Source organism: Amycolatopsis sp. PSD-21 (genome assembly GCF_055561455.1).
Genome location: NZ_CM145712.1, coordinates 7,616,162 through 7,640,224, shown reverse-complemented (window position 1 = coordinate 7,640,224; position 24,063 = coordinate 7,616,162). Strand labels below are relative to the sequence as shown.

Annotated in this window: 21 protein-coding genes and 1 tRNA gene; 13 read left to right on the top strand and 9 right to left on the bottom strand. The window is 68.3% G+C overall.

The window, feature by feature from the left end; all coding sequences use genetic code 11:
• Window positions 1-59 precede the first annotated feature (59 nt).
• Entirely contained in the window at window positions 60-1,070 is a 1,011-nt protein-coding gene (locus ACZ1DY_RS35880) for a ParB/RepB/Spo0J family partition protein (RefSeq protein ID WP_465482328.1), read from the bottom strand.
• 353 nt (window positions 1,071-1,423) lie between these two features.
• On the opposite strand from ACZ1DY_RS35880, the gene ACZ1DY_RS35875 reads away from it, so the two are divergent.
• Window positions 1,424-2,161 (top strand): phosphotransferase family protein, encoded by a 738-nt coding sequence (locus tag ACZ1DY_RS35875; protein WP_257484568.1) that lies wholly within the window; start codon window positions 1,424-1,426, stop codon window positions 2,159-2,161.
• A 242-nt stretch (window positions 2,162-2,403) separates the two neighbouring features.
• Window positions 2,404-2,832 (top strand): ankyrin repeat domain-containing protein, encoded by a 429-nt coding sequence (locus ACZ1DY_RS35870; protein ID WP_465482327.1) that lies wholly within the window; start codon window positions 2,404-2,406, stop codon window positions 2,830-2,832.
• 59 nt (window positions 2,833-2,891) lie between these two features.
• Here ACZ1DY_RS35870 and ACZ1DY_RS35865 read toward each other — a convergent pair.
• Window positions 2,892-2,964 (bottom strand) — tRNA-Arg (locus tag ACZ1DY_RS35865).
• 296 nt (window positions 2,965-3,260) lie between these two features.
• On the opposite strand from ACZ1DY_RS35865, the gene ACZ1DY_RS35860 reads away from it, so the two are divergent.
• Window positions 3,261-4,385 carry an epoxide hydrolase family protein gene (locus ACZ1DY_RS35860; RefSeq protein WP_465485750.1) on the top strand — a complete coding sequence of 375 codons (1,125 nt, stop codon included), beginning with the start codon at window positions 3,261-3,263 and terminating at the stop codon, window positions 4,383-4,385.
• 151 nt (window positions 4,386-4,536) lie between these two features.
• Complete coding sequence (locus ACZ1DY_RS35855; RefSeq protein ID WP_465482326.1) at window positions 4,537-5,454, top strand: cation diffusion facilitator family transporter; 918 nt, start codon at window positions 4,537-4,539, stop codon at window positions 5,452-5,454.
• A 78-nt stretch (window positions 5,455-5,532) separates the two neighbouring features.
• Here the strand turns inward: ACZ1DY_RS35855 and ACZ1DY_RS35850 are convergent, their stop codons facing one another.
• Together ACZ1DY_RS35850 and ACZ1DY_RS35845 are read right to left on the bottom strand one after the other, a co-directional pair.
• Complete coding sequence (locus ACZ1DY_RS35850; protein WP_257484570.1) at window positions 5,533-6,243, bottom strand: DUF305 domain-containing protein; 711 nt, start codon at window positions 6,241-6,243, stop codon at window positions 5,533-5,535.
• An 8-nt stretch (window positions 6,244-6,251) separates the two neighbouring features.
• Window positions 6,252-7,052 carry a DUF3105 domain-containing protein gene (locus tag ACZ1DY_RS35845; protein ID WP_257489899.1) on the bottom strand — a complete coding sequence of 267 codons (801 nt, stop codon included), beginning with the start codon at window positions 7,050-7,052 and terminating at the stop codon, window positions 6,252-6,254.
• 203 nt (window positions 7,053-7,255) lie between these two features.
• Here ACZ1DY_RS35845 and argS point away from each other — a divergent pair, with 203 nt between their 5' ends.
• The 6 genes from argS to rho all read left to right on the top strand — a co-directional run bounded on the left by argS (window position 7,256) and on the right by rho (window position 16,000).
• A complete protein-coding gene (gene argS / locus ACZ1DY_RS35840) occupies window positions 7,256-8,911 on the top strand; it encodes an arginine--tRNA ligase (RefSeq protein WP_465482325.1) in 1,656 nt (551 codons plus the stop codon).
• A 6-nt stretch (window positions 8,912-8,917) separates the two neighbouring features.
• On the top strand, window positions 8,918-10,351 hold the full coding sequence (gene lysA / locus ACZ1DY_RS35835) for a diaminopimelate decarboxylase (protein ID WP_465482324.1): 1,434 nt from the start codon (window positions 8,918-8,920) through the stop codon (window positions 10,349-10,351).
• Window positions 10,352-10,354: 3 nt separating this feature from the next.
• A complete protein-coding gene (locus ACZ1DY_RS35830) occupies window positions 10,355-11,665 on the top strand; it encodes a homoserine dehydrogenase (protein WP_185927075.1) in 1,311 nt (436 codons plus the stop codon).
• Window positions 11,662-12,723: a threonine synthase gene (gene thrC / locus ACZ1DY_RS35825; RefSeq protein ID WP_257484572.1), complete on the top strand. Its 1,062-nt coding sequence runs from the start codon at window positions 11,662-11,664 to the stop codon at window positions 12,721-12,723. The genes ACZ1DY_RS35830 and thrC overlap by 4 nt, the downstream gene beginning before the upstream one ends.
• Complete coding sequence (gene thrB, locus ACZ1DY_RS35820; protein ID WP_465482323.1) at window positions 12,720-13,601, top strand: homoserine kinase; 882 nt, start codon at window positions 12,720-12,722, stop codon at window positions 13,599-13,601. Before thrC ends, thrB begins: the two co-directional genes overlap by 4 nt.
• 419 nt (window positions 13,602-14,020) lie before the next feature.
• Complete coding sequence (gene rho / locus ACZ1DY_RS35815) at window positions 14,021-16,000, top strand: transcription termination factor Rho (RefSeq protein ID WP_465482322.1); 1,980 nt, start codon at window positions 14,021-14,023, stop codon at window positions 15,998-16,000.
• Window positions 16,001-16,301: 301 nt separating this feature from the next.
• On the opposite strand, the gene ACZ1DY_RS35810 is transcribed toward rho, so the two are convergent.
• Entirely contained in the window at window positions 16,302-16,838 is a 537-nt protein-coding gene (locus tag ACZ1DY_RS35810) for a CHAP domain-containing protein (protein WP_257484576.1), read from the bottom strand.
• Window positions 16,839-17,060: 222 nt separating this feature from the next.
• Here ACZ1DY_RS35810 and rpmE point away from each other — a divergent pair, with 222 nt between their 5' ends.
• Entirely contained in the window at window positions 17,061-17,288 is a 228-nt protein-coding gene (gene rpmE, locus ACZ1DY_RS35805) for a 50S ribosomal protein L31 (protein WP_007028345.1), read from the top strand.
• A gap of 81 nt (window positions 17,289-17,369) precedes the next feature.
• Window positions 17,370-18,440: a peptide chain release factor 1 gene (gene prfA / locus ACZ1DY_RS35800; protein WP_126732640.1), complete on the top strand. Its 1,071-nt coding sequence runs from the start codon at window positions 17,370-17,372 to the stop codon at window positions 18,438-18,440.
• A 108-nt stretch (window positions 18,441-18,548) separates the two neighbouring features.
• On the opposite strand, the gene ACZ1DY_RS35795 is transcribed toward prfA, so the two are convergent.
• Window positions 18,549-19,286, bottom strand: coding sequence for a hypothetical protein (locus ACZ1DY_RS35795; protein WP_465482321.1), 738 nt, complete (start codon window positions 19,284-19,286; stop codon window positions 18,549-18,551).
• A gap of 156 nt (window positions 19,287-19,442) precedes the next feature.
• On the opposite strand from ACZ1DY_RS35795, the gene ACZ1DY_RS35790 reads away from it, so the two are divergent.
• Window positions 19,443-21,254, top strand: a complete 1,812-nt coding sequence (locus tag ACZ1DY_RS35790; RefSeq protein WP_465482320.1) for a hypothetical protein — start codon at window positions 19,443-19,445, stop codon at window positions 21,252-21,254.
• A 13-nt stretch (window positions 21,255-21,267) separates the two neighbouring features.
• Here the strand turns inward: ACZ1DY_RS35790 and ACZ1DY_RS35785 are convergent, their stop codons facing one another.
• The 3 genes from ACZ1DY_RS35785 to ACZ1DY_RS35775 all read right to left on the bottom strand — a co-directional run bounded on the left by ACZ1DY_RS35785 (window position 21,268) and on the right by ACZ1DY_RS35775 (window position 24,042).
• Window positions 21,268-21,699, bottom strand: coding sequence for a GtrA family protein (locus ACZ1DY_RS35785; RefSeq protein ID WP_465482319.1), 432 nt, complete (start codon window positions 21,697-21,699; stop codon window positions 21,268-21,270).
• Window positions 21,696-22,676 carry a glycosyltransferase family 2 protein gene (locus ACZ1DY_RS35780; RefSeq protein WP_257484580.1) on the bottom strand — a complete coding sequence of 327 codons (981 nt, stop codon included), beginning with the start codon at window positions 22,674-22,676 and terminating at the stop codon, window positions 21,696-21,698. Before ACZ1DY_RS35780 ends, ACZ1DY_RS35785 begins: the two co-directional genes overlap by 4 nt.
• A gap of 100 nt (window positions 22,677-22,776) precedes the next feature.
• Window positions 22,777-24,042, bottom strand: a complete 1,266-nt coding sequence (locus ACZ1DY_RS35775; protein WP_465482318.1) for a mannosyltransferase family protein — start codon at window positions 24,040-24,042, stop codon at window positions 22,777-22,779.
• Window positions 24,043-24,063 lie beyond the last annotated feature (21 nt).

Below are 24,063 nucleotides of genomic sequence, written 5' to 3'. Positions count from 1 at the left end.
ACGCCGCGAAGGGGGCTTTCCGCGCGTCGCGTGCGCGGAAAGCCCCCTCCGTCGTCAGGTCAGCGCTTGCGCTTCTTCAGCAGTTCCGCGAACTGCCGCCAATCCTCCGCGCGCGCCCTGGCGAGTTCGGAGATCAATTCCAGCCGGTGTTCGGGGATGTTCCTGGCGACCTGGTCCCATTCGTCCCGGTCGTTCAGATGTCCGTCCAGCAAGCGAACCAGGGTGCGGCCGGACTCGGTGTACCGGATCGTGGGGTCCGAGCGGAGCCGTTCCACGGCCGCCTGGGTGTCCGTTCCCGTCTGCTCGCCGCCTTCGGCCGGGCGGGTGCGCGGCCTGGGGGCGACGCGTCCCGGACTCTTCTCACCCTGCAGGTGCCGATGCCGTACGTCGTGCGCGGTCGCGAGGGAAACCCCCGCGCCTCGCGCGATTTCACGGATCGAAGCGGAGGGGTTGCTCGTGAGCAGCTCGTGGGCACGACGGCGGCCCTGCGCCGGATCGAGCGCGCGGACGCGGCCGTCGCGGCCGACGTGGGCGTTCGACTGGGGAACTTCCCCACTCGAACGCCGGCGCAACTTGCCGACCGTCTTGTGTGAAAGGCCGGTGACCGCCGCGATCGACCGGTCGGACCAGTGGGGGCGGGTGCCGAGGATCCGGCAGGCGGCGGCCTTGCGGTCGGCGAGGGAAAGCGGCAGGCCGTGCGCGATGTTCGTCTTCACGGCGAGGATGAAGGCCGCCTGCTCGTCCCCGTCGAAGAACTGGACGTCGATCGCGGTGGCGTTCTTCAGCTTCGCCGCCTCGAGCCGATGCGTTCCGTCGATCACCCGCATCGTGGAACGATGGACGAGAATCGGCGGCAGCGGGGCATCCGTTTCCGCGAGCACCCGTGCGTACGCGGGGTCGACCCCCGCCGCTCGCGGTGTGTCAGTGTCGTGCACGGACAACGCGTCGAGCGGGACCTCGACGACCTCGCCGAGCGGCGGGTCGGAGCCGACCGCGACCCACTCGTCTTCCCTTCTGGCGACGGGGATCTGCGTGCCGTCCGCAGTTTTCTCCTTATGCCAGTTTAACATCTTCCAGCCCCCAGGACACTTGGTGAATATCAAACCTTTTCAATATTCGAGCTGGTGCGAGTGGTTGTCAAGGTCCGCGAGTCGCGATCGTGGCGTCGCCAGGGTGTTCGACGGCGCCTCGTGTTCTCGGCTACTGTCCGTCGTCATGCGGCCGAACGGAAGCAAATCGCTTGACGGGAGCGCGGAAGCCACGCAACCTGGACTTGACCTGTCGACGGAGGGAAGCCCATAAACCGCTCGGTGAAATACGTCCACGTGAATTCCGGCGACGGCTCGGCGAATACTTCGCGATTATTCTTTCCCGGTCGTCGGATGATTTCCGCCACCCGCCGTATGCGGCGATACTGATCGCTGTGGACGAGGTTCAGGTGGTCGTCGCCCACCATGATTGCGCGACCGTGCGCGCCGGTGACGTGTTCCTGAAGATCGACGCGGATCAAACGCGCACCGACGTGGAAGTGGCGGCGATGGCCATGGCGCCGATCCCGACCCCGGAGGTCCTGTGGCGAAAGCCGCCCGTGCTCGCGCTGGCCGCCCTGCCAGGTGAAGCGCTCGGCCGCCTCGGCCGTCCGTCGACCGCGTCACCGGAGGCATGGGCCGCGGCGGGCGCCGCCCTGCGGACGCTGCACGACGCGCCGCTGCCGCCATGGCCGGGCCGAAGCCCCGACGAGGTCGCGGCGCACCTCGACGACGAATGCGAATGGCTCATCACGCAGAAAGTCCTGCCCTCGAAACTGGTCGAGCGCAACCGCCAGATCGCCGAAACCGCGCTTCGGCCGTGGACGCCGGTGTTCACGCACGGCGATCTGCAGATCGCCCACGTCTTCGCCGACGGTGACGAGATCACCGGCGTGATCGACTGGTCCGAGGCGGCGCGGGGCGATGCCCTCTTCGACCTCGCGACCTTGACCCTCGGACACGAGGACCGGCTCGGAGACGTCCTGTCGGGCTACGGCACCGACGTGGACCTCGACGTCATCCACGCGTGGTGGTCGTTGCGAAGCCTGCGAGCGGTCCGCTGGCTGATCGAGCACGGCTTCGATCCGGCCGCGCCGGGCTGTGAGATCGATGTACTGAAGGCGCGGATGTGAAGGAGGCCGGTGATCCGCTCCGTCGTCTGATGCCGTCGATCCCCGCGTTTTAAGAAACTGTCGCGTCCGTCAGTTGCTCAGGGTTGCGCACGTTACCTCGCGGAGGCGCCGTCGTGTGCGATCCGGACAACGCGTCGGCAACCTCACCGTCCATACCTCGCGCACTTACGGTCCTCGTCCACGATACCGGCCCGTGGGGGATAGGCTTGGAAGCTCTTTCGCGCACGTTGGAATAGTGTTCGATGTGGTTCGAGACGCTTTCGTCAAAGCTGATCCGACGTACGTCGATGCTCTGTCGGACGGACCTGGACTTGATAAGGGGATCAGCCTTGATGAATGACTTGAGCCCTGCTCATCAGGCAGTCGAGATGGGTGATCTTCCGCTGCTTCGTGAACTCCTCGATGACGGCGCTGACATCAATGAAGAGCATGGTGGGCTTACGTTGTTGCACCATGCCATCGACGTCGAGATCGACAGTCACACGCAGACGGGGGAGCCACTACACGTGGATGTCACGGCTTACCTGCTCACGCGAGGAGCGGACCCGAAGCGTCCGTCGGATGGGGGTTGTGGCGTTACAGCGGAGCATATGGCCTTTGAAAGCCGTCACTGGCTGGCTTCGGCTCTCTTCGAGGGATGGGGCACCCGTCATCACGAAAAAGGCGCCTAGCGGCTCTCGCCCGGCAACGATGGAACAAACGTGCAGCTGAACCGTATGGTCGATCTGTGTGCCCTCGGCAGGATTCGAACCTGCGACACCTGCCTCCGGAGGGCAGTGCTCTATCCCCTGAGCTACGAGGGCGTTGCCGCCTGGGCGACGTTGGAAGCTTAGCGCATGTCCCCGCAGGGTCTCACGAGTGGTGGTCGTTAAGGGGTGTGGTGCTCGACCACATGGGCCGGCGGGCTGGTCGATTGCTCCCGTTCGGCGCGGTCCAGCGGCGCGAGGAACGGGTCCTGTGTGTCTTTGACCAGGCCTTCCAGCCGGCCGATGCCGGTGCGGCGGATCGAGGAGCCTGCTGATCCTGGTTCGGAGCCGGACGACGGCGGTGCGCATCGGAAATGCGTAGCGTCGGTGTCATCGACGAACTGGGAGGCCCGATGATCGAGCCGTTCGAAGTGCGGATCGCCGAATCCGCCATCGCCGACCTGCGCACCCGGCTGCGCGCCACGCGCTGGCCCGAGCCGGCCACCGTGGACGGCTGGGAGCAGGGGGTTCCGCTGGAGTTCGCGCGGGAGCTCTGCCGGTACTGGGCGGAGGACTACGACTTCGGTTTGGCCGAGCGTGTCAACGCTTTCCCGGGTTTCAAGACCACTGTGGACGGTCTCGGGATCCACTTCCTGCACGTTCGTTCGCCGGAGCCGGATGCGACGCCGCTCGTGCTCACGCACGGCTGGCCGGGATCGGTCGTGGAGTTCCTCGACGTGCTCGGGCCGCTGACCGATCCCGCCGTGCACGGAGGCGATCCGGCGGACGCCTTCCACGTCGTGGCGCCGTCGCTGCCGGGGTTCGGCTGGAGTGACAAGCCGTCGTCGACGGGATGGAACGTCGAGCGCATCGCCCGGGCCTGGGACGAGCTGATGGGGCGGCTCGGCTACGAGCGCTACGCGGCTCAGGGCGGTGACTGGGGCGCCGGGGTGACGAACATGCTCGCCAAGATCGCGCCGGAGCGGCTGATCGGTGTCCACGTGAACATGGCGGGTGTCCCGTACGACGAGGCCGTCCTCGGTGAACCGACGGCCGAGGAGAAGGCGGCGCTCAGCGACCTGGCGCGGTTCCGCGAGGTCGGGTCGGCGTACGCGCAGCAGCAGGCCACGCGGCCGCAGACGCTCGGTTACGGCCTCACCGACTCGCCCGCCGCGCAGGCGGCGTGGATCGCGGAGAAGTTCTGGGAGTGGACCGACAACGACGGCTCGCCGGAGACCGCGCTGTCGTGGCGGCAGATGCTCGACGCGATCTCCGTCTACTGGTTCACCGCGACGGCGGCCTCGTCGGCGCGGATCTACTGGGAGGGCAAGGCGCGGGACGTCTCGGTCGTTGAAGTTCCTTCGGGTATCTCGATCTTCCCGCGCGAGATCATCCGGCCCTCGCGGCGCTGGGCGGAGCTGCGCTACACCGATCTTCGCTGGTACGAGGTGCTGCCCGCGGGCGGCCACTTCGCCGCCTTCGAGCGGCCGGACGTCTTCGTCGGCCAGTTGCGGGGGTTCTTCCGCTCGCTTCGGTAGCGGTGCGTGGCGATTCCAGGTTTCGGGAAGGCCCTCCTGGGGGATGGCTTCCTTGTGTGGCTTAGGACATGGTGAACTTAGGCTCACCTGTATTGCACATATGCGCATGTGACAATATATTCGGCCTGTCGACTTCACGAGAGGCGGAGCAATGGGTCACGGGCACGGGCATGGAACGGCCTCGCCGTCGAGCGCGTCAGGCCGCTACCTCAAGAGCCTGACGATCGCGCTGGTCATCGGCGCCGGCTTCATGGTCATGGAGTTCGTCGTCGGGTTCGCCACCGGCTCGCTCGCGCTGATCTCCGACGCCGCGCACATGTTCACCGACGTCCTCGGTGTCGGCATGGCGCTGGCGGCGATCCTGCTCGCCCGGCGGAGCGGCCCGACGCTGACCCGCACGTTCGGGTTCTACCGGGCCGAAGTGCTCGCGGCACTGGCCAACGCCATCCTGCTGTTCGGCGTCGCGGGTTACGTCCTGGTCGAGGCCATCGGCCGGATCAGCGACCCGCCCGCCGTGCCCGGCCTGCCCGTCCTGCTGGCCGCGGCCGCCGGTCTCGTCGCGAACATCGTCTCGTTCCTGATCCTGCGCAAGGGCGCCGAGGAGAGCATCAACGTCCGCGGCGCGTACCTCGAAGTCCTCGCCGACCTCATCGGTTCCGTGGGTGTGCTGCTGAGCGGCGCGATCACGCTGCTGACCGGCTGGCGCTACGCCGACCCGATCATCGGTGTCGCGATCGGCCTCTTCGTCCTGCCCCGCACGTACGCCCTCGCTCGCCGCGCCCTGCGGATCCTGTTCCAGCACGCGCCGAAGGGCGTCGACGTCGCCGGGATCCAGGCCGAACTCGGCGGGCTGAAGGGCGTCGAGGACGTCCACGACCTGCACGTCTGGACGCTGACCTCGGGGATGGAGGTCGCTTCGGCGCACCTCACCATCGCGCCGACCGTGGAGCAGGCCGAGGTGCTGACCGAGGCGCAGAACCTCCTGGCGAACCGCTACTCCATCGAGCACGCGACCCTGCAGATAGAAGTGCCCCAATGCGCTCAACGCTGCCGGGAACTCTCCTGGTAGCCCCCTGACGCATTTCGTCCTCTGGACGCGGTAGTTGGCAACGCGAACTACCGCATCCAGAGGACGAAATGCATAGTGTCAGGCGGGAAGGGGCGCCGCACCGCGTTCCTGAAGGAGCCCCTTCATCAGCGTGACCTCGGCGCCCTGCGAGACCAGCATGCTCTGCGTCAGCGACTTCACGTCCGCGATCGACGTGTGGTCGTGGCCGTACTGGGCCATCGCCGTCCCGCCCTGGTGGTGCCGCAGCATCAGCTGGAGGAAGAAGACGTCCATCTCCTTGCCGGTCAGCGACCGCAGTTTGGCCAGTTCGGCCGACGTCGCCATCCCCGGCATCGGAGCGCCGTTCGACGCTTTCATGTCGGCGCCGCCGTGCCCGCCGTGGCCGGACGGCTCGGTCATCCAGGTCATGTAGGCGCCGGTCGTCTGCTCGGGCTGGCCCCACAGGCCCAGCCAGCCCTTCATCCGGCCGACCTGGCCGGTCTGCGTGCGCTCGATGTCGAACGCGAGGGTCTTGATCGCCGGATCGGTCGTGTGGTCCCGCGCCCAGCCCGCCATGGTGACGGCCTGGAGGTGGTGCACCGACATGTCCTGCGCGAAGCCGACCTCGACCGAGCCCGCGCCCGGCGTCTTCTGCTCCGGCTCGGAGTCGATCAGCCTGGTCGTCAGCGCGCCGAGGCCGAAGCCGACGATCAGCATGACGACCAGGGCGGCCCCGATCACCAGCCATCGGCTCTTGGTCGACCGCGAGGTGTCGTCCGGTTCGTCGACGTACTGGAGATCGGGGTCCACTTGGCTCACTAGTTGCTCGCGGGCGCCGAGGGCTGGGTGGCGGGCACGGAAGGCACGCCGCTCTGTCCGGCGCCGGGCTGGTCCTGCTGCGTACCCGCGGTGCCCTTGTAGTCCATCGGCTTCGCGTCCGGACCCGGCGGCGTCGGGTCGAAGTCGCCCGGCTCGATCTGCGCGTCGCAGGTGGCGTCACGCTCGGGGTACGCGCCGAACGGGTTGGTGCGCAGCGCGGCGACGAACTGGTCGATCCGCTCGTCGGAGGCGGAGTCCAGCTTCAGCTGGTGACCCCAGGACTGCACGGAGATCGGCTTGTCCAGGTTCGGGTACGGCGACATCACCATGTACGGCTTGCCCTCGACGCGCACCTTCAGCAGGTCCAGCGCCTCGCCGGTGATCTGCGCCGGGTTGTAGGCGATCCAGACCGCGCCGTGCTCGAGGCCGTGGACCATGTTCTCGTTGCGGACGGCCTTTTCGTAGACGACGCCGTTGCACGCGGCCCAGGCCTGGTCGTGCGGACCACCGAAGGGCGGGGTCTTGTCGTAGGCGACCCGCTCGGCGGCCGTGACGTGCACGGAGCCCTCGTAGGTGGCCGTGGTCACGCCGGGGATGCGCTTGGACGGGTCCGGGTCCTGCTGCGAGGGGGCGAAGGCGGCCGCGGCCTCTTCGCGGGTCTTCTGATCGCGCTTCGGCGCGGAAGCGATCATGTAATAGGTGACCACCGAGGCCGCCAGGGCGACGATCGCCACGACGGCGATGATCGTGCCCCAGGGCGTGCCCTTCTTGGACACGACGGAACTACGGGCGGCCTTCATGGCGTTCTTCGACGACGCGCCCTTTTTTCTGGTTGTCCCGTTAGCCATGGCTCCTGCGTTCTCCAAAGGGGGTGGTCCCTGCGCGGGCCAGTGTAGAGACCGCGCGTCTGATCACCGTGAACAGCCGGAAGATCACCGGCTTGGCTCACACCTTCCGGCGGTCGCTGCGAAGCCCGGACCAGGTCACACCTAGAATTCCGCGAGTGACTCCCGCAGCTCTCGCCGACCTGGTCCGTAACTCCGCCGTGCAGGTTCTCACCGCGCGCGGCCTCGACGATTCCGTGCTGCCGGAGAAGGTGACGATCGAACGTCCCCGCAACCCCGAGCACGGCGATTACGCGACCAACCTGGCGCTGCAGGTGGCCAAGAAGGCCGGGATGAAGCCCCGTGACTTCGCCGACGCGCTGGCCGAGGCGCTCTCGGCCACCGACGGCATCGACTCGGCCGAGGTCGCCGGGCCGGGCTTCCTCAACCTGCGGCTCGCCGCCGACGCGCAGGGCCAGATCGTCCAGCAGGTGCTCGACGCCGGCGAGAAGTACGGCCTCGGCGACGCGCTGGCGGGCGTCAAGATCAACCTCGAGTTCGTCTCGGCGAACCCGACCGGCCCGATCCACCTCGGCGGCACCCGCTGGGCCGCGGTCGGCGACGCGCTGGGCCGCGTGCTGTCCGCGCAGGGCGGCCAGGTCACCCGCGAGTACTACTTCAACGACCACGGCGCGCAGATCGACCGCTTCGTCCGGTCCCTGATCGCCGCCGCCAAGGGCGAGCCCGCCCCCGAGGACGGCTACGCGGGCGGCTACATCAACGACATCGCCGCCGAGGTCATCCGCCAGGAGCCGAGCGTGCTGTCGCTGCCCGACGACGAGCGGGCCGAGACCTTCCGCCGGGTCGGCATCGAGCTGATGTTCACCGAGATCAAGCAGAGCCTGCACGATTTCGGCACCGATTTCGACGTCTACTTCCACGAGAACTCGCTGCACGAGTCCGGCGCGGTGTCGTCCTCGGTCCAGCAGCTGAAGGACTCCGGGAACCTGTACTTCGAAGACGGCGCCTGGTGGCTCAAGTCCAAGGAGCACGGCGACGACAAGGACCGCGTCGTCATCAAGAAGGACGGCAACCCGGCCTACATCGCCGGTGACCTCGCCTACTTCCAGGACAAGCGCAAACGCGGCTTCGACCTCTGCATCTACATGCTCGGCGCGGACCACCACGGCTACATCGCCCGCCTCAAGGCCGCCGCGGCCGCCTTCGGTGACGACCCGGCCGTCGTGGAGGTGCTGATCGGCCAGATGGTCAACCTGGTCTCCGAGGGCAAACCGGTCCGGATGAGCAAGCGCGCCGGCACCGTGATCACCATGGAGGACCTGGTCGGCACCGTCGGCGTCGACGCGGCCCGCTACGAGCTGATCCGCTACTCGGTCGATTCCACTTTGGACATCGACCTCGACCTGCTTCGCAAGCACTCCAACGACAACCCGGTCTACTACGTCCAGTACGCCCACGCGCGGCTGGCCTCGTTGCAGCGCAACGCTTCCGACCTGGGCCTGAAATCCGATGGCGAAGTGGACTTCGGCCTGCTTACGCTGCCCGCCGAGGGCGATCTGATCCGCACGATCGGCGAATTCCCGACCGTCCTCCGCCGGGCCGCACAGCTGCGCGAACCGCACCGCGTCGCCCGGTACCTCGAAGAACTCGCCGGCGCGTACCACAAGTTCTACACCGTGGGCCGTGTTCTTCCCCAGGGCGACGAGGAGGCCACCCCCCTCACGTTCGCCCGGCTCGCGCTGTGCCAGGCCGCCCGCCAGGTGCTGGCGAACGGCCTCAACGTGCTCGGTGTCTCTGCTCCGGAACGGATGTAACGAAGAATGGCTCACCCCGCGGGCCCCCGCCACGCCGACGTCTACCCCCACGCCGACGCCTCCGGTTTCCCGCCGTCGAGTCCCGAAGAACTCGACAGGCTGTACCCGAAAGTCTGGCCCCGCAACACTTTCCGCGGCGGTGACGGTGTCGTCCGCATCGCCGGGGTCGACGTCCGCGAACTCGCCGAGAAGTACGGCACGCCGCTGTTCGTCGTCGACGAGGCCGACTTCAAGTCCCGCTGCGCCGACTACGCCGAGGCGTTCGACGACCCGGCGCTCGTGCACTACGCGTCCAAGGCGTTCCTCTCCATCGAGATCGCCCGCTGGGTGGCCGAGCAGGGGCTGAGCCTGGACGTCTGCAGCGGCGGCGAGCTCGCCGTGGCGCAGCGCGCGAACTTCCCGGCGGAGCGGATCACCTTCCACGGCAACAACAAGTCGCTGCCCGAGCTGGAAGCCGCCGTCGAAGCGGGCGTCGGCACGGTCGTGGTCGACTCCTACTACGAGATCGCGCGGCTGGCCGACGTCGCCGCCCGGCACGACGTCGTGCAGAACGTCCTCATCCGGGTGACCGTCGGCGTCGAGGCGCATACGCACGAATTCATCGCGACCGCGCACGAGGACCAGAAGTTCGGTTTCTCGCTGGCTTCCGGTGACGCGGCCGAGGCCGTGCGCCGCGTGCTCAACGCGCCGTCGCTGAAGCTGATCGGCCTGCACAGCCACATCGGCTCGCAGATCTTCGACGCCGACGGGTTCGAGGTCGCCGCCCGCCGCGTGGTCGGCCTGCTGGCCGAACTCGCCAAGGAGCACGGCACCGAGCTGCTCGACCAGCTGTCGATCGTCGACCTCGGCGGTGGTTTCGGTATCGCCTACACCGACAAGGACAACCCGCCGCCGCCCGCGCAGATGATCACGCAGATCCGCGAGATCGTCCGCAAGGAATGCGAGTACGCGGGCCTTCCGGTGCCGAAGATCGCAGGCGAGCCGGGCCGCGCCATCGCCGGCCCCGGCACGATCACGCTGTACGAGGTCGGCACCATCAAGGACGTCTCGCTCGGCGACAAGGCCGCCCGCCGCTACGTCAGCGTCGACGGCGGTATGAGCGACAACATCCGCACCGCGCTCTACGACGCGGTGTACGACTGCCGTCTCGTATCCCGGTCCGCGGACGACGACGGGGACGGCCAGGCCGCCGCCGCGCTGTCCCGGGTCGTGGGAAAACACTGTGAGTCCGGCGACATCGTCGTCCGCGACTGCTGGCTCCCGGACACCCTTGCTCCCGGCGACCTGCTCGCCGTGGCGGCCACCGGGGCGTACTGCTACTCGATGGCCAGCGGGTACAACCGGCAGCCGCGGCCCGCGGTGGTGGCCGTGCGCAACGGCAGCGCCCGCGTGCTGCTGCGGCGGGAGACGACGGACGACATGCTGCGCCTGGAGGTCTAGCAAGTGTCTACTGTGGACGAACGCGTGATCAGGGTCGCCCTGCTGGGCTGCGGGACGGTCGGCGGCGAGGTCGTCCGGCTGCTCACCGAGCAGGCGGAGGAACTCGCGGCCAGGGCGGGCGCCAGGGTGGAGCTGGCCGGGATCGCGGTGCGGCGCCCCGACAAGCACCCCGAGCTGCCGCCGGAACTGGTCACCTCCGACGTGACGAAGCTCGTCACCTCCCCGGACGTCGACGTCGTCGTCGAGCTGGTCGGCGGTATCGAGCCGGTGCGGGAGTGGCTGCTCGACGCGCTCAAGGCCGGGAAATCCGTTGTCACGGCGAACAAAGCGCTGCTCGCCGAGCATTCCGCGGAGCTGTTCGAGGCCGCCGACGCGGCGGGCGCCGACCTGTACTTCGAGGCGGCCGTGGCCGGGGCGATCCCGTTGCTGCGCCCGCTGCGCGAATCGCTGGCCGGTGACCGCATCACCCGCGTGATGGGCATCGTCAACGGCACCACCAACTACATCCTCTCCGCGATGGACTCCACCGGCGCCGGTTACGCGGAAACGCTGGAAGAGGCCAGCAGGCTCGGCTACGCGGAGGCGGACCCGACCGCCGACGTCGACGGGTACGACGCGGCGTCCAAGGCCGCGATCCTCGCCTCGCTCGCGTTCCACACCCGGGTGACCGCGTCCGACGTGCACCGCGAGGGCATCGCCGACGTCACCGCGTCGGACCTCGCCGCGGCGAACGTGCTGGGCCGCACGGTGAAACTGCTCGCCATCTGCGAACGCGTCACCGCCGACGACGGCACCGAATCCGTTTCGGCGCGCGTGCATCCGGTGATGATCCCGCGCAACCACCAGCTCGCCGGGGTCGGCGGCGCGTACAACGCCGTCTACGTCGAGGCCGACGCGGCCGGTGAGCTCATGTTCTACGGTCAGGGCGCCGGTGGCGCGCCGACCGCGAGTGCCGTGCTCGGCGACCTCGTCGCGGTGGCTCGGAACCGGGTCGTCGGCGGACGTGGCCCGCGCGAATCCGCGCACGCCGCGCTCCCGGTCAGGCCGATGGGCCAGACGCCGACGCGGTACCACGTCAGTCTCGACGTGGCCGATCGAGCGGGCGTCCTCGCCCAGGTGGCCCAGGCGTTCGCCGGGCACGGCGTCAGCATCGCCGCGGTGCGGCAGCGCGACGCGAACGACACGGCCAGCCTGGTCGTGGTCACCCACCTGGCGCCGGACGCGGCATTGCGGTCCACTGTGGACGACATTGCCCAGCTCGATGTGGTGAACCAGGTCGTCAGTGTGATGCGGGTGGAAGGCGAAGACCAGTGATTTCCCAACCGTGGCCGGGGATCATCCAGGCTTATCCGGACCGGATCCCGGTCCCCTCCGGCGCGAAGGTGATCACGCTCGGCGAAGGCAACACGCCGCTGCTGCCCGCCCCGCACCTTTCCGAACTCACCGGGTGCGAGGTCTACCTCAAGGTCGAGGGCGTGAACCCGACCGGGTCGTTCAAGGACCGCGGGATGACCGTGGCCATCACGCACGCGCTCGCCAGCGGGCTCCAGGCGGTCATCTGCGCCTCCACCGGGAACACCTCGGCGTCGGCCGCGGCGTACGCGGCCCGCGCCGGGCTCACCTGCGCGGTCCTCGTCCCGCAGGGCAAGATCGCGATGGGCAAACTGGCGCAGGCCGTGCAGCACGGCGCGCGGATCCTGCAGGTGGACGGCAACTTCGACGACTGCCTCGAACTCGCGCAGAAGACCGCGATCGACTACCCGGTGACCCTGGTCAACTCGGTGAACCCGGTGCGCATCGCCGGCCAGAAGTCGGCCGCGTTCGAGATCTGCGACGTGCTCGGCCGGGCTCCGGACATCCACTGCCTGCCGGTCGGCAACGCGGGCAACATCACCGCCTACTGGGCCGGGTATTCCGAGTACGCGGGCGACGGTGTGGTGAAGAACACCCCGCGGATGTTCGGCTTCCAGGCGGCCGGTGCCGCGCCGCTGGTGCACGGCGAGCCGGTGGCCGATCCCGACACCATCGCGACCGCGATCCGCATCGGCAGCCCCGCGTCCTGGGACGGCGCGATGAAGGCGAAGAACGCGTCCGCCGGCCTGTTCGAGGCGATCACCGACGAGAAGATCCTCGAGGCGTACCGGCTGCTCGCCCGCAAGGAAGGCGTGTTCGTCGAGCCCGCTTCGGCGACCAGCGTGGCGGGCCTGCTCGCCACGGCCGCCGACGGGCGCCTACCGAAGGGCTCGACCGTCGTGTGCACCGTCACCGGACACGGCCTGAAGGACCCGGCCACGGCGCTGGAGGGCAACGTCGAGGTCGAGCCGCTCGCCGTCGACCCGACCGCCGTCGCCGCCGCGCTGGACCTGCGATGACGCTGATCGAGGTCAAGGTCCCGGCGTCGTCGGCCAACCTCGGCCCTGGCTTCGACTCGCTGGGCCTGGCGCTGGCGTTGTACGACCGGGTCGAACTCCGGATCACCGACGCCGGCCTCAAGATCGAGGTGATCGACGTCGGCGCGGGCGGGGTGGAGGACGTCCCGACCGACGAGTCGCACCTGGTCGTCCGTGCCTTCCGGCGGGCGTGCGAGCACCTCGGCGTCCGGCCGCCGGGCCTGCATCTGCGCTGTTTCAACGCCATCCCGCACGCTCGCGGCCTCGGGTCGTCCGCGTCCGCCGTCGTGACCGGTGTCGCGGCGGCGTACGCGCTGGCTGAGAAGGCCCTGGACGACGACGCGCTGCAGCTGGCCGCCGGGTTCGAGGGGCACGCCGACAACGCCGCGGCGAGCCTGCTGGGCGGCTTCGTGGTGGCCTGGACCGAGGGCGAGCGGTTCCGCGCCGAACGGCTCCAGCCGCACCACGACATCCGGCCCGTGGTCGCCGTCCCGGCGCTGCGGTCCTCGACCGACGCCACGCGCGGGTTGCTTCCCGCCCAGGTCCCGCACGCCGACGCGGCGTTCACGGCGGGCCGCGCGGCGCTCGCGGTCCACGCGCTCACCTCGCGCCCGGACCTGTTGCTCTCCGCGACCGAAGATCGGCTCCATCAGCACTACCGGGCGCCCGCGTACCCGGCGAGCAGCGAATTGGTGCGCGCGCTGAGGGCCGAAGGAGTGGCCGCGGCCATCTCCGGAGCCGGTCCCACCGTGCTCGCGCTGACCACCGGCGGAATACTCCCGGCTGGCGTCGACGTTACGTCTTTCGACGTCACCGAGCTGCCGATCGATCCGGGCGGCGTTCAGGTTGCGGCTCAGTAAAGCCTCGGTCACATGCGAGAGCCTCGCCCCGCCACGCGGGGGGTGGTTGTTGCACCCGGCCGTGGCGCGGTCTACCCTCGGGGGCGTTCGATCACCGTGCGTTTCCGCACCCGGTGCCGGTCCAGGTGACCAGTGTCATCCTTGGCCCGCATCCTTCGTTGATCCGCCAGTTCCGTGCACCGCCTGGCAAGCGGGGAGTAGCGGATGGACGCAGGCGGGTTCCCGGTTCCGGCGGTGCCGAATTCCGCTTCCTCCGTTTGGAGGACGCAAATCCCTGTGCTGGAGGCCTTCTAGCTGTGTTCAACACGGCCGAGGAGCTGATCGCCCGTATCGGGGGCCAATTACGCCGTTTCGCAATCGGACGCGAGCGGCGGTCCGCTGATCCACCTGGAGGCGTGGATCGGTCAGGAAGGACATTTGTGAGCAACACCGATCTTTTGAGCGACGTCGAAGGTGGCGCCGCCGAGTCGAACGGCGCCGTGGCTCCCAAGCGCACGGTCGGCGGATTGACCGGCAAGACCGTCGCCGAGCTGCGCTCGATCGCTGGGGACCTTGGCATCGGCGAGACCACGGGTATGCGCAAGGGCGATCTGATCGCGGCCATCCGCGAGCGCCAGGGCAAGACCAAGCGCAAGACCCCCGCCGCGGCGAGCGAAACGCTTCCGCTCGAGGGGATCGATGCACCGCGTAAGGCCCCCAAGGCCGAAGCGCCCAAGCAGGAGGCCCCGAAGCAGGAGGCCCCGAAGGCCGAAACGGCTCCGGCCGAGGCTCCTCGCGCCGAGAAGGCCGAGAAGACCGAGAAGGTCTCGGAGAACGGCTCCGCGCCCGCCGCCGAGCGGCCCGCGCAGCAGGAGAACGGGGCCCAGCAGGACGGCCAGCCGCAGCAGGAAGAGGGCGGCCGCAACCGTCGTCGCCGCGGCTCCAACCGTGCCGCGGGTTCGCCCGAGCAGGGCGGTCAGCAGCGTGAGCGCGGTGAACAGCGCGAGCGCGGCGAGCGTGGTGACCAGCGTGAGCGTGGTGACCGCGGCGAAGGCGGCAACCGTCAGGGCAACCGCGACGGCCGTGGCCAGGACAACCGCCAGCGCAACCAGCAGGGCGGCGGCCAGGACAACAGCCAGCGCCAGGGCCAGGGCCCGCAGGGCGACGACGACGAGGAAGGCGGCCGTCGCGGCCGTCGCTTCCGCGACCGTCGCCGCCGTGGTTCCGGCGGTGGCCGTGAACAGGGCGGTTCGCCCGACACCGAGATCCGCGAGGACGACGTCCTGCTGCCCGTCGCGGGCATCCTGGACGTGCTCGACAACTACGCGTTCGTGCGTACCTCGGGCTACCTCGCCGGGCCGAACGACGTGTACGTCTCGCTTTCGCTGGTCCGCAAGTACGGCCTGCGCCGCGGTGACGCCATCACCGGTGTCGTGCGCCAGCCGCGTGACGGCGAGCAGCAGCGGCAGAAGTTCAACCCGCTGGTGCGCGTCGACTCGATCAACGGCCTGGACCCGGACGAGTCCAAGCGTCGTCCCGAGTTCACCAAGCTGACGCCGCTGTACCCGAACGAGCGGCTGCGCCTCGAGACCGAGCCGCACAAGCTCACCACCCGCGTCATCGACCTGGTGATGCCGGTGGGCAAGGGGCAGCGCGCCCTGATCGTGTCGCCGCCGAAGGCCGGCAAGACGACGATCATGCAGGACATCGCGAACGCGATCTCGACGAACAACCCCGAGTGCCACCTGATGGTCGTGCTCGTGGACGAGCGTCCGGAAGAGGTCACCGACATGCAGCGGTCGGTGAAGGGTGAGGTCATCGCCTCGACCTTCGACCGCCCGCCGTCCGACCACACCTCGGTCGCGGAGCTGGCCATCGAGCGGGCGAAGCGCCTGGTCGAGATGGGCCACGACGTCGTCGTCCTGCTCGACTCGATCACCCGTCTGGGCCGCGCGTACAACCTCGCGGCCCCGGCGTCCGGCCGGATCCTCTCCGGTGGTGTCGACTCGACGGCGCTGTTCCCGCCGAAGCGGTTCCTCGGCGCGGCGCGCAACATCGAGAACGGCGGTTCGCTGACGATCTTCGCCACGACGATGGTCGAAACCGGGTCCACCGGTGACACGGTCATCTTCGAAGAGTTCAAGGGCACCGCGAACGCGGACCTCAAGCTCGACCGGAAGATCGCCGAGCGGCGCGTGTTCCCCGCGGTGGACATCAACCCGTCCGGTACCCGCAAGGAAGACCTGCTGCTTTCGCCGGACGAGCTCGCGGTCACCCACAAGCTGCACCGGGTGCTGCACGCGCTGGACTCGCAGCAGGCCATCGACCTGCTGATCTCGCGTCTGCGCAAGACGAAGACCAACATCGAGTTCCTCATGCAGGTCTCGAAGACGGCCCTCGGCTCGAACGACGACGACTGAGTTTCGTTTCGTAAGTACGTGAAGGCCCCCTTCCTTGCGCCTAGCGCAGTGAAGGGGGCCTTCATGTACTTCAGGCGGGCCTGGTGAGTGCCCCGCGTGTTGCGAAAGCCACTTTCGCAACGCTGTAGGTTGCGAAAGTGGCTTTCGCAACACCGGTGCCGGGCCGGGTCGTCGTGTACGGGGTCACCGGTCGCGGACCCGGCGGTGCGGGTGGTGCGGCTTGCACAGCTGGGTAGCGCGTGAAGGCCCCCTTCCCTCGGCTCAGCGAAGGGAAGGGGGCCTTCACGCGCTACCCGAGGGCTCAGCGGTGCGGAACCGCCGCAGGAGTCCAGCCGCGGTAGTTGTTGAAGTAGTGCACGCTCGACGCGTGGCCGATCTTGCCGCCGATGCTGGTGGCGTAGATCCCGCCGGAGCCGTCGGCGATGCCGACGTGACCCCACTGGCTGATGTTCCAGTACACGAAGGAGCCCTTCGGCGGCGTCCCGGTCGTGTGCTTCGGGCTCGCGCCGTTCCAGTGCGCGTTGGCCGAGGCCCAGACGCCGGTGGTCCCGTACGCGTTCTCGACGGCCTTCTCGCAGAGGCCCTGGTACGCGGTGGAGCCCATGCGGTTCTTGAACCACTGGACGGCGCCGGCGGGCGTGCCGTCACCGGCGCCCTGGATGGCCAGGTCGCCGTCGGACAGGGTGGTGAACGTCCCCGCGGCCGGGTTGATGTCGGCGGCGGTGATGGTGGCGCCCGCTTCAGGGGCCGCCCCGGCGGCCGGGGCCATGGCGAGGGCCGCGATGGCCAGCGCGGCGACGGAGGCCGGCTTCGCCACCTTGGCGAGGATGCTGCGCATGATCAGTACCTCCTGTTGAGGAATCACCAACAAGAGAAGTTTCGCGTGATCAAGTACAAATTTCGTACAACCGGGTGTCGATAGTTGATAACTCAACGTAATGGAATACGCCGGGGGAGGGGTGCGTTGACGCCACTGCCAGCACATCTGGCAAAATCATCCGCTGAAGTCCGGCACCGGTTCACCCCGCACGGGGACCCGGGGCCAACGAGAGAGGACACCATGAAGAGCGGTATTCACCCCGAGTACGTCGTCACGCACGTGAACTGTGACTGTGGCAACGAATTCACCACGCGCAGCACCAAGACCTCCGGCAACCTCCACGTCGAGATCTGCTCGAACTGCCACCCGTTCTACACCGGCAAGCAGAAGCTCATGGACACCGGCGGCCGCGTCGCGCGCTTCGAGGCTCGCTACGGCAAGCGCAAGAAGGCCGAAGACGCCAAGTAGCTTGAACGACGGCGCCTACCCGCATGTCCGGGTAGGCGCCGTTTTTCATGGTTCTATCAGGGTCCGTTGAGAGGTGGAGTGGTGGATTCGAGTTCGCTGAAGGGTCTGCTCGAAGAGCACGCCCAGCTGGAAGAGCAGCTGGCCGACCCGTCCGTGCACGCCGACCAGGCGCGCGCTCGCAAGCTCGGCCGCCGGTACGCGGAGCTGAGCCCCGTCGTCAAGACGGTCCGCGAGCTCGACACCGCCCGTGACGACCTCGAAACGGCGAAGGAACTGGCGGCGGAAGACTCGGCCTTCGCGGCCGAAGCCGAAGAGATCTCCGCCAAGATCCCGGTGCTCGAAGCCAAGCTCACCGAACTGCTCCTGCCGCGCGACCCGTACGACGGTTCCGACGTGGTCATGGAGATCAAGTCGGGTGAAGGCGGCGAGGAGTCGGCGCTGTTCGCCGGCGACCTGCTGCGCATGTACCTGCGCTACGCCGAGCGTCACGGCTGGAAGGCCGAGGTGCTCGACTCGGTCGACTCGGACCTCGGCGGCTTCAAGGACGTCACCGTGTCCATCAAGAGCCGGTCCGCCGAGGCCGACGGCGTCTGGGCGCGGCTGAAGTTCGAGGGCGGGGTGCACCGCGTGCAGCGCGTGCCCGCCACCGAATCGCAGGGCCGTATCCACACCTCCGCGTCCGGCGTGCTCATCTACCCCGAACCCGAGGACGTCGAGGTCGAGATCGACCCGAACGACCTGCGGATCGACGTCTACCGCTCGTCCGGCCCCGGCGGCCAGAGCGTCAATACGACCGATTCGGCGGTGCGGATCACGCATATCCCGACCGGCGTGGTCGTCTCGTGCCAGAACGAGAAGTCGCAGATCCAGAACCGGGCCCGCGCCCTGCAGGTGCTGCAGGCCCGCCTCCAGGCGATCGCCGAGGAAGAGGCCGCCGCGAAGGCGTCGGACGCGCGCCGTTCGCAGGTCCGCACCGTGGACCGCTCCGAGCGGGTCCGCACCTACAACTTCGCCGAGAACCGCATCGCCGACCACCGGGTGAACTACAAGGCGTACAACCTGGACCAGGTCCTCGACGGTGATCTCGACGGCGTGCTGGACGCGCTCATCACCGCGGACCGCGAAGAGCGGCTGGCCGCCCACGCGGGCTGATCCTCGCGACCGCGCCACGCTCCGGCGACCATGTCGCGAAAGCCACTTTCGGGACATCAGGTGTCGCGAAAGTGGCTTTCGCGACGCTTTCCCGTGGGGGGGGGAACGTCAGCCCGGCTCGGTGTGGAACGGGTCGTCCTCCAGTCCGGTGTGGACGGCCCGGACGGACATGTTCACCTGGGACAGCTGGGCGTTCACCTCGTTCGTGACCCGGCTGAGTGCCTCTTCCCCGGTTTCCCCGGCTATGGCGGGGAAGGCCGACAGCAGCACCGCCTCGCACGGTCCCGCGGCCGTGGTGATCCGGACCAGCGAGGCCGTGAGGTCGTTCGCGGGCCCGCCGCACAGGCGCACGGCGGCCCGCAGATCGCCGGTGGGGACGTACAGGTGTACCCGGGTGATGACATCGGTCGCCGCGCGCGGGGTGAAGTCGTACCGGGGAACGTAGGTCGGTTCACGCGGATCGGTTCCGCCGACCGCCGTCATGAGCGAATAGATGGTGCGACCGTCGACTCGGGCGTCGTCGGCGTCGTAGCTTCCGTAGAGACCCGTCCGCGGCGTTCCGTGTATTTCGAAGAATTCCGCATTCAGGCCGAAATGGAACAGCGCGGGTAACGCGGCACGCTGCAGAGTTTCGGCGGGTTCCTCGCCGTCCGCGGGCGGAGTGCGATAGCCGACCGAGAGTGTGTACCCGGTCCTGCCGCCCTCGGGGATCGCCCGGCAGATCTCCAGCTCGGTGGCCTCGAACTCGTCGATGAAGCGTTCGCCGAGGGCCGTGGCCGCGGCGAAATCGTCCGTTTCGACATGTACGGAGATGGTCGTGACGACCGCTGTCTCCGGGAGATCCATGACCATTTGTTCTCGGGCCCTTCGGCGGTGGCAGGTCCGTGCAGCTTAACCGGCGGTGCGAAAACGGATTCACCATCCGCGTGATCGGTGCTTGGTAACCGAGTACGGTTGTCGGGTACTGAATCGGCTGAATCGCGCCGAACCCCGGACGACACCTTGCCGGACAATTCTTTGGGGGCTACTTTGCTGTGCGAGATCATCGAGGGCGGGGCGGCGACGCCTCCTGTCGCCGAACGAAGACGCTGGCCGCGGGCGATCATGATCGTCGGCGGAATCCTCCTGTTGAGCGCCGCCGTCGTCGCCAGGATCGGCCGGTTCGGCTTCAACCCGAGTGACCAGGGCTTCATCCTGGCGCAGACCTGGCGGGTCCTCCACGGTGAAATCCCCCAGGTGGACGTCCTGGCGCCGCGTCCCTTCGGGTCGGCGTACCTGCACTTGATCGACTATCTCGTCCCGGCGCCGCTGATGATCGGTTCGAGCTGGGTGATGATGGTCCAGCTGACCGTCGCCACCTTCGCGCTCGTGGCCTTCCTGACCGGGACATCGCCGCTGACCTGGGGGCCGCTCCGGCTCGGTCTCGTCTTCGCCGCCGCGCTGATCAGCTTGAACACCTACCCGACGATGGCGTGGCATACCGTCGACGGTGTCTTCCTGGTCGCCGTCGGCCTTTGGCTCCTCGACGCGGGACTTCGCGCCGGTTCGAGGTGGCAGCGCCGGCTCGGGCTGTTCTGCCTGGGTTTCGCGGTCATCGTCAAGCAGAGCTTCATGTTCGCCGTGCCGATCGGGCTGCTGATCCTGTTCTTCCACCCGGCCGGACGGTCCGGTGGCACTCGCCGGTGGCGCCCGATGGTCGTCGACGTCCTCGTGCTCGGTGCGGCGCCGCTGCTGTACTTCGGCATGATCACCCTCGCCGGCGGGCTTCCCTCGGCGATCGCGCAGCTGACCGGAAGCACCGGGGCCTGGGGGGAAGGACTTTTCCGGTTCTGGGCGTCGGATCCCGGCCGGCTGCGCGCCGACCCGCGAACGTACGTGCTACCGGTCCTGCTGGGCATGGTGGTGCTCGCGGTCGCCTGGACGTCGAGGGCCCGGTGGGGCGTCGCGGGACGGGGGCTGCGCGTCGTGACGGCGGCCTGTGTGGTGGCCGTGGTCGTCTTCGTGCTGGTCGACGGCGCGTTCGCCCATGCCGGGGCTTGGCAGCTCAAACTGCTCTGGATCTTCGTCGCCGCCGCCGTGCTGGACGCGGTGATCCGCCGACGGCTGCCGTGGCAGTACCTGCTCGTCGCACTGCTGGGATGGATGGCCAGCCTGTCCTGGGGCTATCCGCTGCCGGGGTTGATCACCGGTGTTCTCGTACTCGGCACGCTGGAAGTGGTGGCGCTGGCGGTACGCGGCGATCTGCCGGAGATCCGCGGAGTCGCCGCCGGCGCGATCGGTGCGGTCGTGTTCGTCCTCGTCGCGGCGCAGGTCGTCGCCGCCCATGACAAGGCGCCGTACGCGGACCGGCCGCAAGGAGAGCTGACCCGCGCTCTCGGCGACATCGTGCCGACGATGCGCGGGGTCCGGACGAACCCCAGTGCCTACACCTACGTCGCGCAGATCCGCGACTGCATCGACCGCTATCCGGCCACCCGGGTGGCCGTCCTGCCCGACAACGCGTTCGTCGCGCCCGTGTTCGGGGGGCGGAACCCCTTGCCGATGGACTGGCCCGTCCCGATGGAGATGACCGGCGACGCTCCACAAAGGATGGTCCAGGCGGCGGAACGCCTCAATGGGGAAGGCGACTACCTCATCCTCTTCCAAACCGTCCTGACGGCCTCGCTGATCGATGCCGGCCCGGTTCCCGCCGCCGTGGCCCCCGACGCGCACACCTTCGACTACACCCCCGTCGTGGAGCGAGTGCGGCAGACGCTGAACGGGGCCAGGGTCGGCTGCGGGAGTTTCGTCGGTTCCTGGGCGCCCCGCCGCTGAACTCCGCGGTGGTTCAGGCCGGCGGACGGGGCTGAACCACCGCGGCGGGCTCGGTGGCCCCGTGCCGGAAGACGACCTTCTTGTACAGGACGTAGTTCCACACCATGCCGACCGCGATCGCGCCCAGTTTCGGGATGAGCACATTGATCCCGGGGAAGAGCTTGGTGACCGCGAAGATCACCGCAGCGTGCACGACCCACAGGCCGAAGGCCGTCACGGCGAAGAAGAGAACGGCCTGACGCCGGATGTCGCCGTCCTTCGCGCGGAAGGTGAAGTTCCGGTTGAGCGTGAAGCTCAGCAGCATGCCCGCCGTGGTCGAGATGAAGTTCGCGACGAACATCGGGACGCCGAGCGTCGCCAGCAGGGCATAGCCGAGCGCGTCGACCGCGGTGTTGAGCACCCCGACGACGCCGAAACGCACCTGGGTGGCGCTGATCGGCTTCACCGGGCGACTTGCCCGGCGTCGACGGGTGAACCGGAGCGGACCGACGCGATGCCGTAGAGCGGGCGGTTCTGCACCTGTGAATAGGTCCGGCCGATGTAGCTGCCGAGTACGCCGAGCATGATGATCTGGATACCGCCGAGGAAGAACATCGCGGCGGTGATGAAGGCCCAGCCCGGAACGGCGGTCGTCGGCGCGAAGAGCTTGACCCCGAGCACGTACAGGATGCCGAGGAAGCTGAGCAGCGAGATCAGGTAACCGAGCCGGGTGATCATCCGCAGCGGCGCGACGGAGAAACCGAGGATGCCGTCCGCGGCGAAGCGGAGCATCTTGCGCAGGGGATAACCGGTCACTCCCGCGTGCCGCTTGTCCCGGTCGAACAGGACGGCCGTCTGCTTGAAACCGATATAGCTGATAAGCCCGCGCAGGAACCGGTCCTGTTCGCGGTACTTGCGCAGTTCGTCGACGACCTTGCGGTCGATCAGCCGGAAGTCGCCGGTGTTGCGGGGAATCTCGACGGACGCCATCTTCCGGAGGAACCAGTAGAAGGCGCCGGCGGTGAGCTTCTTGAACATCGAATCCTGGCGCGAACGGCGCTGCGCATAGACGACGTCGAAGCCTTCTTCCCATTTTTCGATCAATTCCAGCGCCACCCTCGGCGGGTCCTGCATGTCGCTGTCCATGATGATCGCGGCGTCCGCGTCCACCAGGTCGAGCCCGGCGGTGACCGCCATCTGGTGGCCGAAGTTGCGGGAAAGTTCGATCACGGTGACCCGGGCGTCGCGCCGGCTCAGCGCCGTGAGCAGGTCCATCGACCGGTCGCGGCTGCCGTCGTCGACGTAGATGAAGCTGAAGTCGTACTTGCCGGCGAGCGGCGCCATCGTCTCGTCCACCGTGCGGTGGAGGAGTTCGATGTTCTCTTCCTCGTTGTAAATGGGAAAGATGAACGCGATCCGGCGTCTGTCGTGGTCCGCGGGCATTGGAAACCCCCGTTGCGATTTCTGGAGAGGGCGGTGAATGGGTTCACGGCCGAGGTGGGTTGATTCTAGGAGGTCGGGCGGAGGTGACTCTTCCGGGTGGTCAGCCGGACCAATGACCGGCGGCGAAACGGAGGAAGATCGCGCCGCAGATCAGCGAGTTGAGGTACATCGTCGCGTACACCACGCCGCGCAGGTTCGGGCGCCGTTCGGCCAGCAGCACCAGCGCGAGGTACATGACCAGGCACGGGAGCAGGTACCGGTGCACCGAGACGACGTTGCTGTTGAGCGTCAGCATCACGAAGGAGGCGATCCCGAACAGCGCGAGCGGCAGGCCCTTCGACCGCAGCGCGACGAAGAAGTAGACCGAAGCCGCCAGGAGCAGGAGCAGGCCGAGCATGGGCAGCGCGTGACTCAGCAGCGTCCACGCGTCCATCGGCTTCACGCCGATCAGCGCGCGGAAGGTGATCTTGAGTTCCGTGAACGTCGTCTCCACGATGTTCGGGTTGAACTTGTGGTACGACCAGGTGCTCGCGCTCTTGAGCGCGGTGAAGCTCGACATCGCGCTGCCGGTCTCGATCTTCATGTAGAGCATGTGCGCGGCGAGGCCGAGGTACGCGGCGGGGAACCAGAGGATGGGCCAGGACAGCAGGCCGCGCGGCTTCCAGTCCGCGGATCGCCAGAACTCCAGGAAGCACAGGCCGACGAACACCGCGGCGGTGATCCGCGACGCGGTGAGCGGGATCAGGCAAAGGCCCATCCACAGCCATTGCCGTCGTAACGCGAACAGATACGCCCAGAAGCCGAGCGCGCAGAACACCGCCTCGCTGTAGAACGAGTGCAGGAAGAAGGCGGCGGGCGCGGTCAGGAACGCGGCGACGACCAGCCAGTGCGAGCGAGGGGAGTTGAGGAAGAACCGGGCGATCTTCAGCAGGGCCACGCCCGCCAGCCAGGTCGCGACCAGGTTGACGATGAACCCGGCCGTGAGCAGGCCGAGGGTGCCGAAACTGAGGGTCTTGACCAGCCACACGCAGATCGGGAAGACCGGATAAAACGCTCGTACCGGCACATAACTGCCCGTGTAGGCGTGTTCGGCGATCTCGCCGTAGTTGCCGGCGTCCCAACGGTAGGTGTGGGAGAGCAGGCTCCATGTCGAACCGATGCCGGTCTTGGGGATGCCTTCGCTCGACGGAGTGGACGGGCCGAACAACCACGCCACCGCGGTCAGCGCCACGTTCCAGGCCAGGACGACCAGGAGCACCTTGCCGTAGTCGCCGGCGAGCCAGCCGAGGATCCGCTCGCGACCGGTTCTTCGCTCGCTCGACGCCGCGGGCACCCTGGTGGGGCCCGCCGTGATCATGTCGGTCATGACTGAATTACTACAGGGACG

Bases quoted from the DNA above. Each gene is read 5' to 3' on its own strand.
- ACZ1DY_RS35880 (WP_465482328.1), bottom strand. From the start codon at position 1,070: ATGTTAAACTGGCATAAGGAGAAAACTGCGGACGGCACGCAGATCCCC.
- ACZ1DY_RS35870 (WP_465482327.1), top strand. From the start codon at position 2,404: ATGTGGTTCGAGACGCTTTCGTCAAAGCTGATCCGACGTACGTCGATG.
- ACZ1DY_RS35860 (WP_465485750.1), top strand. From the start codon at position 3,261: ATGATCGAGCCGTTCGAAGTGCGGATCGCCGAATCCGCCATCGCCGAC.
- ACZ1DY_RS35855 (WP_465482326.1), top strand. From the start codon at position 4,537: ATGGGTCACGGGCACGGGCATGGAACGGCCTCGCCGTCGAGCGCGTCA.
- ACZ1DY_RS35845 (WP_257489899.1), bottom strand. From the start codon at position 7,052: ATGAAGGCCGCCCGTAGTTCCGTCGTGTCCAAGAAGGGCACGCCCTGG.
- lysA (WP_465482324.1), top strand. From the start codon at position 8,918: ATGGCTCACCCCGCGGGCCCCCGCCACGCCGACGTCTACCCCCACGCC.
- thrB (WP_465482323.1), top strand. From the start codon at position 12,720: ATGACGCTGATCGAGGTCAAGGTCCCGGCGTCGTCGGCCAACCTCGGC.
- ACZ1DY_RS35810 (WP_257484576.1), bottom strand. From the start codon at position 16,838: ATGCGCAGCATCCTCGCCAAGGTGGCGAAGCCGGCCTCCGTCGCCGCG.
- rpmE (WP_007028345.1), top strand. From the start codon at position 17,061: ATGAAGAGCGGTATTCACCCCGAGTACGTCGTCACGCACGTGAACTGT.
- ACZ1DY_RS35795 (WP_465482321.1), bottom strand. From the start codon at position 19,286: ATGGATCTCCCGGAGACAGCGGTCGTCACGACCATCTCCGTACATGTC.
- ACZ1DY_RS35780 (WP_257484580.1), bottom strand. From the start codon at position 22,676: ATGCCCGCGGACCACGACAGACGCCGGATCGCGTTCATCTTTCCCATT.
- ACZ1DY_RS35775 (WP_465482318.1), bottom strand. From the start codon at position 24,042: ATGACCGACATGATCACGGCGGGCCCCACCAGGGTGCCCGCGGCGTCG.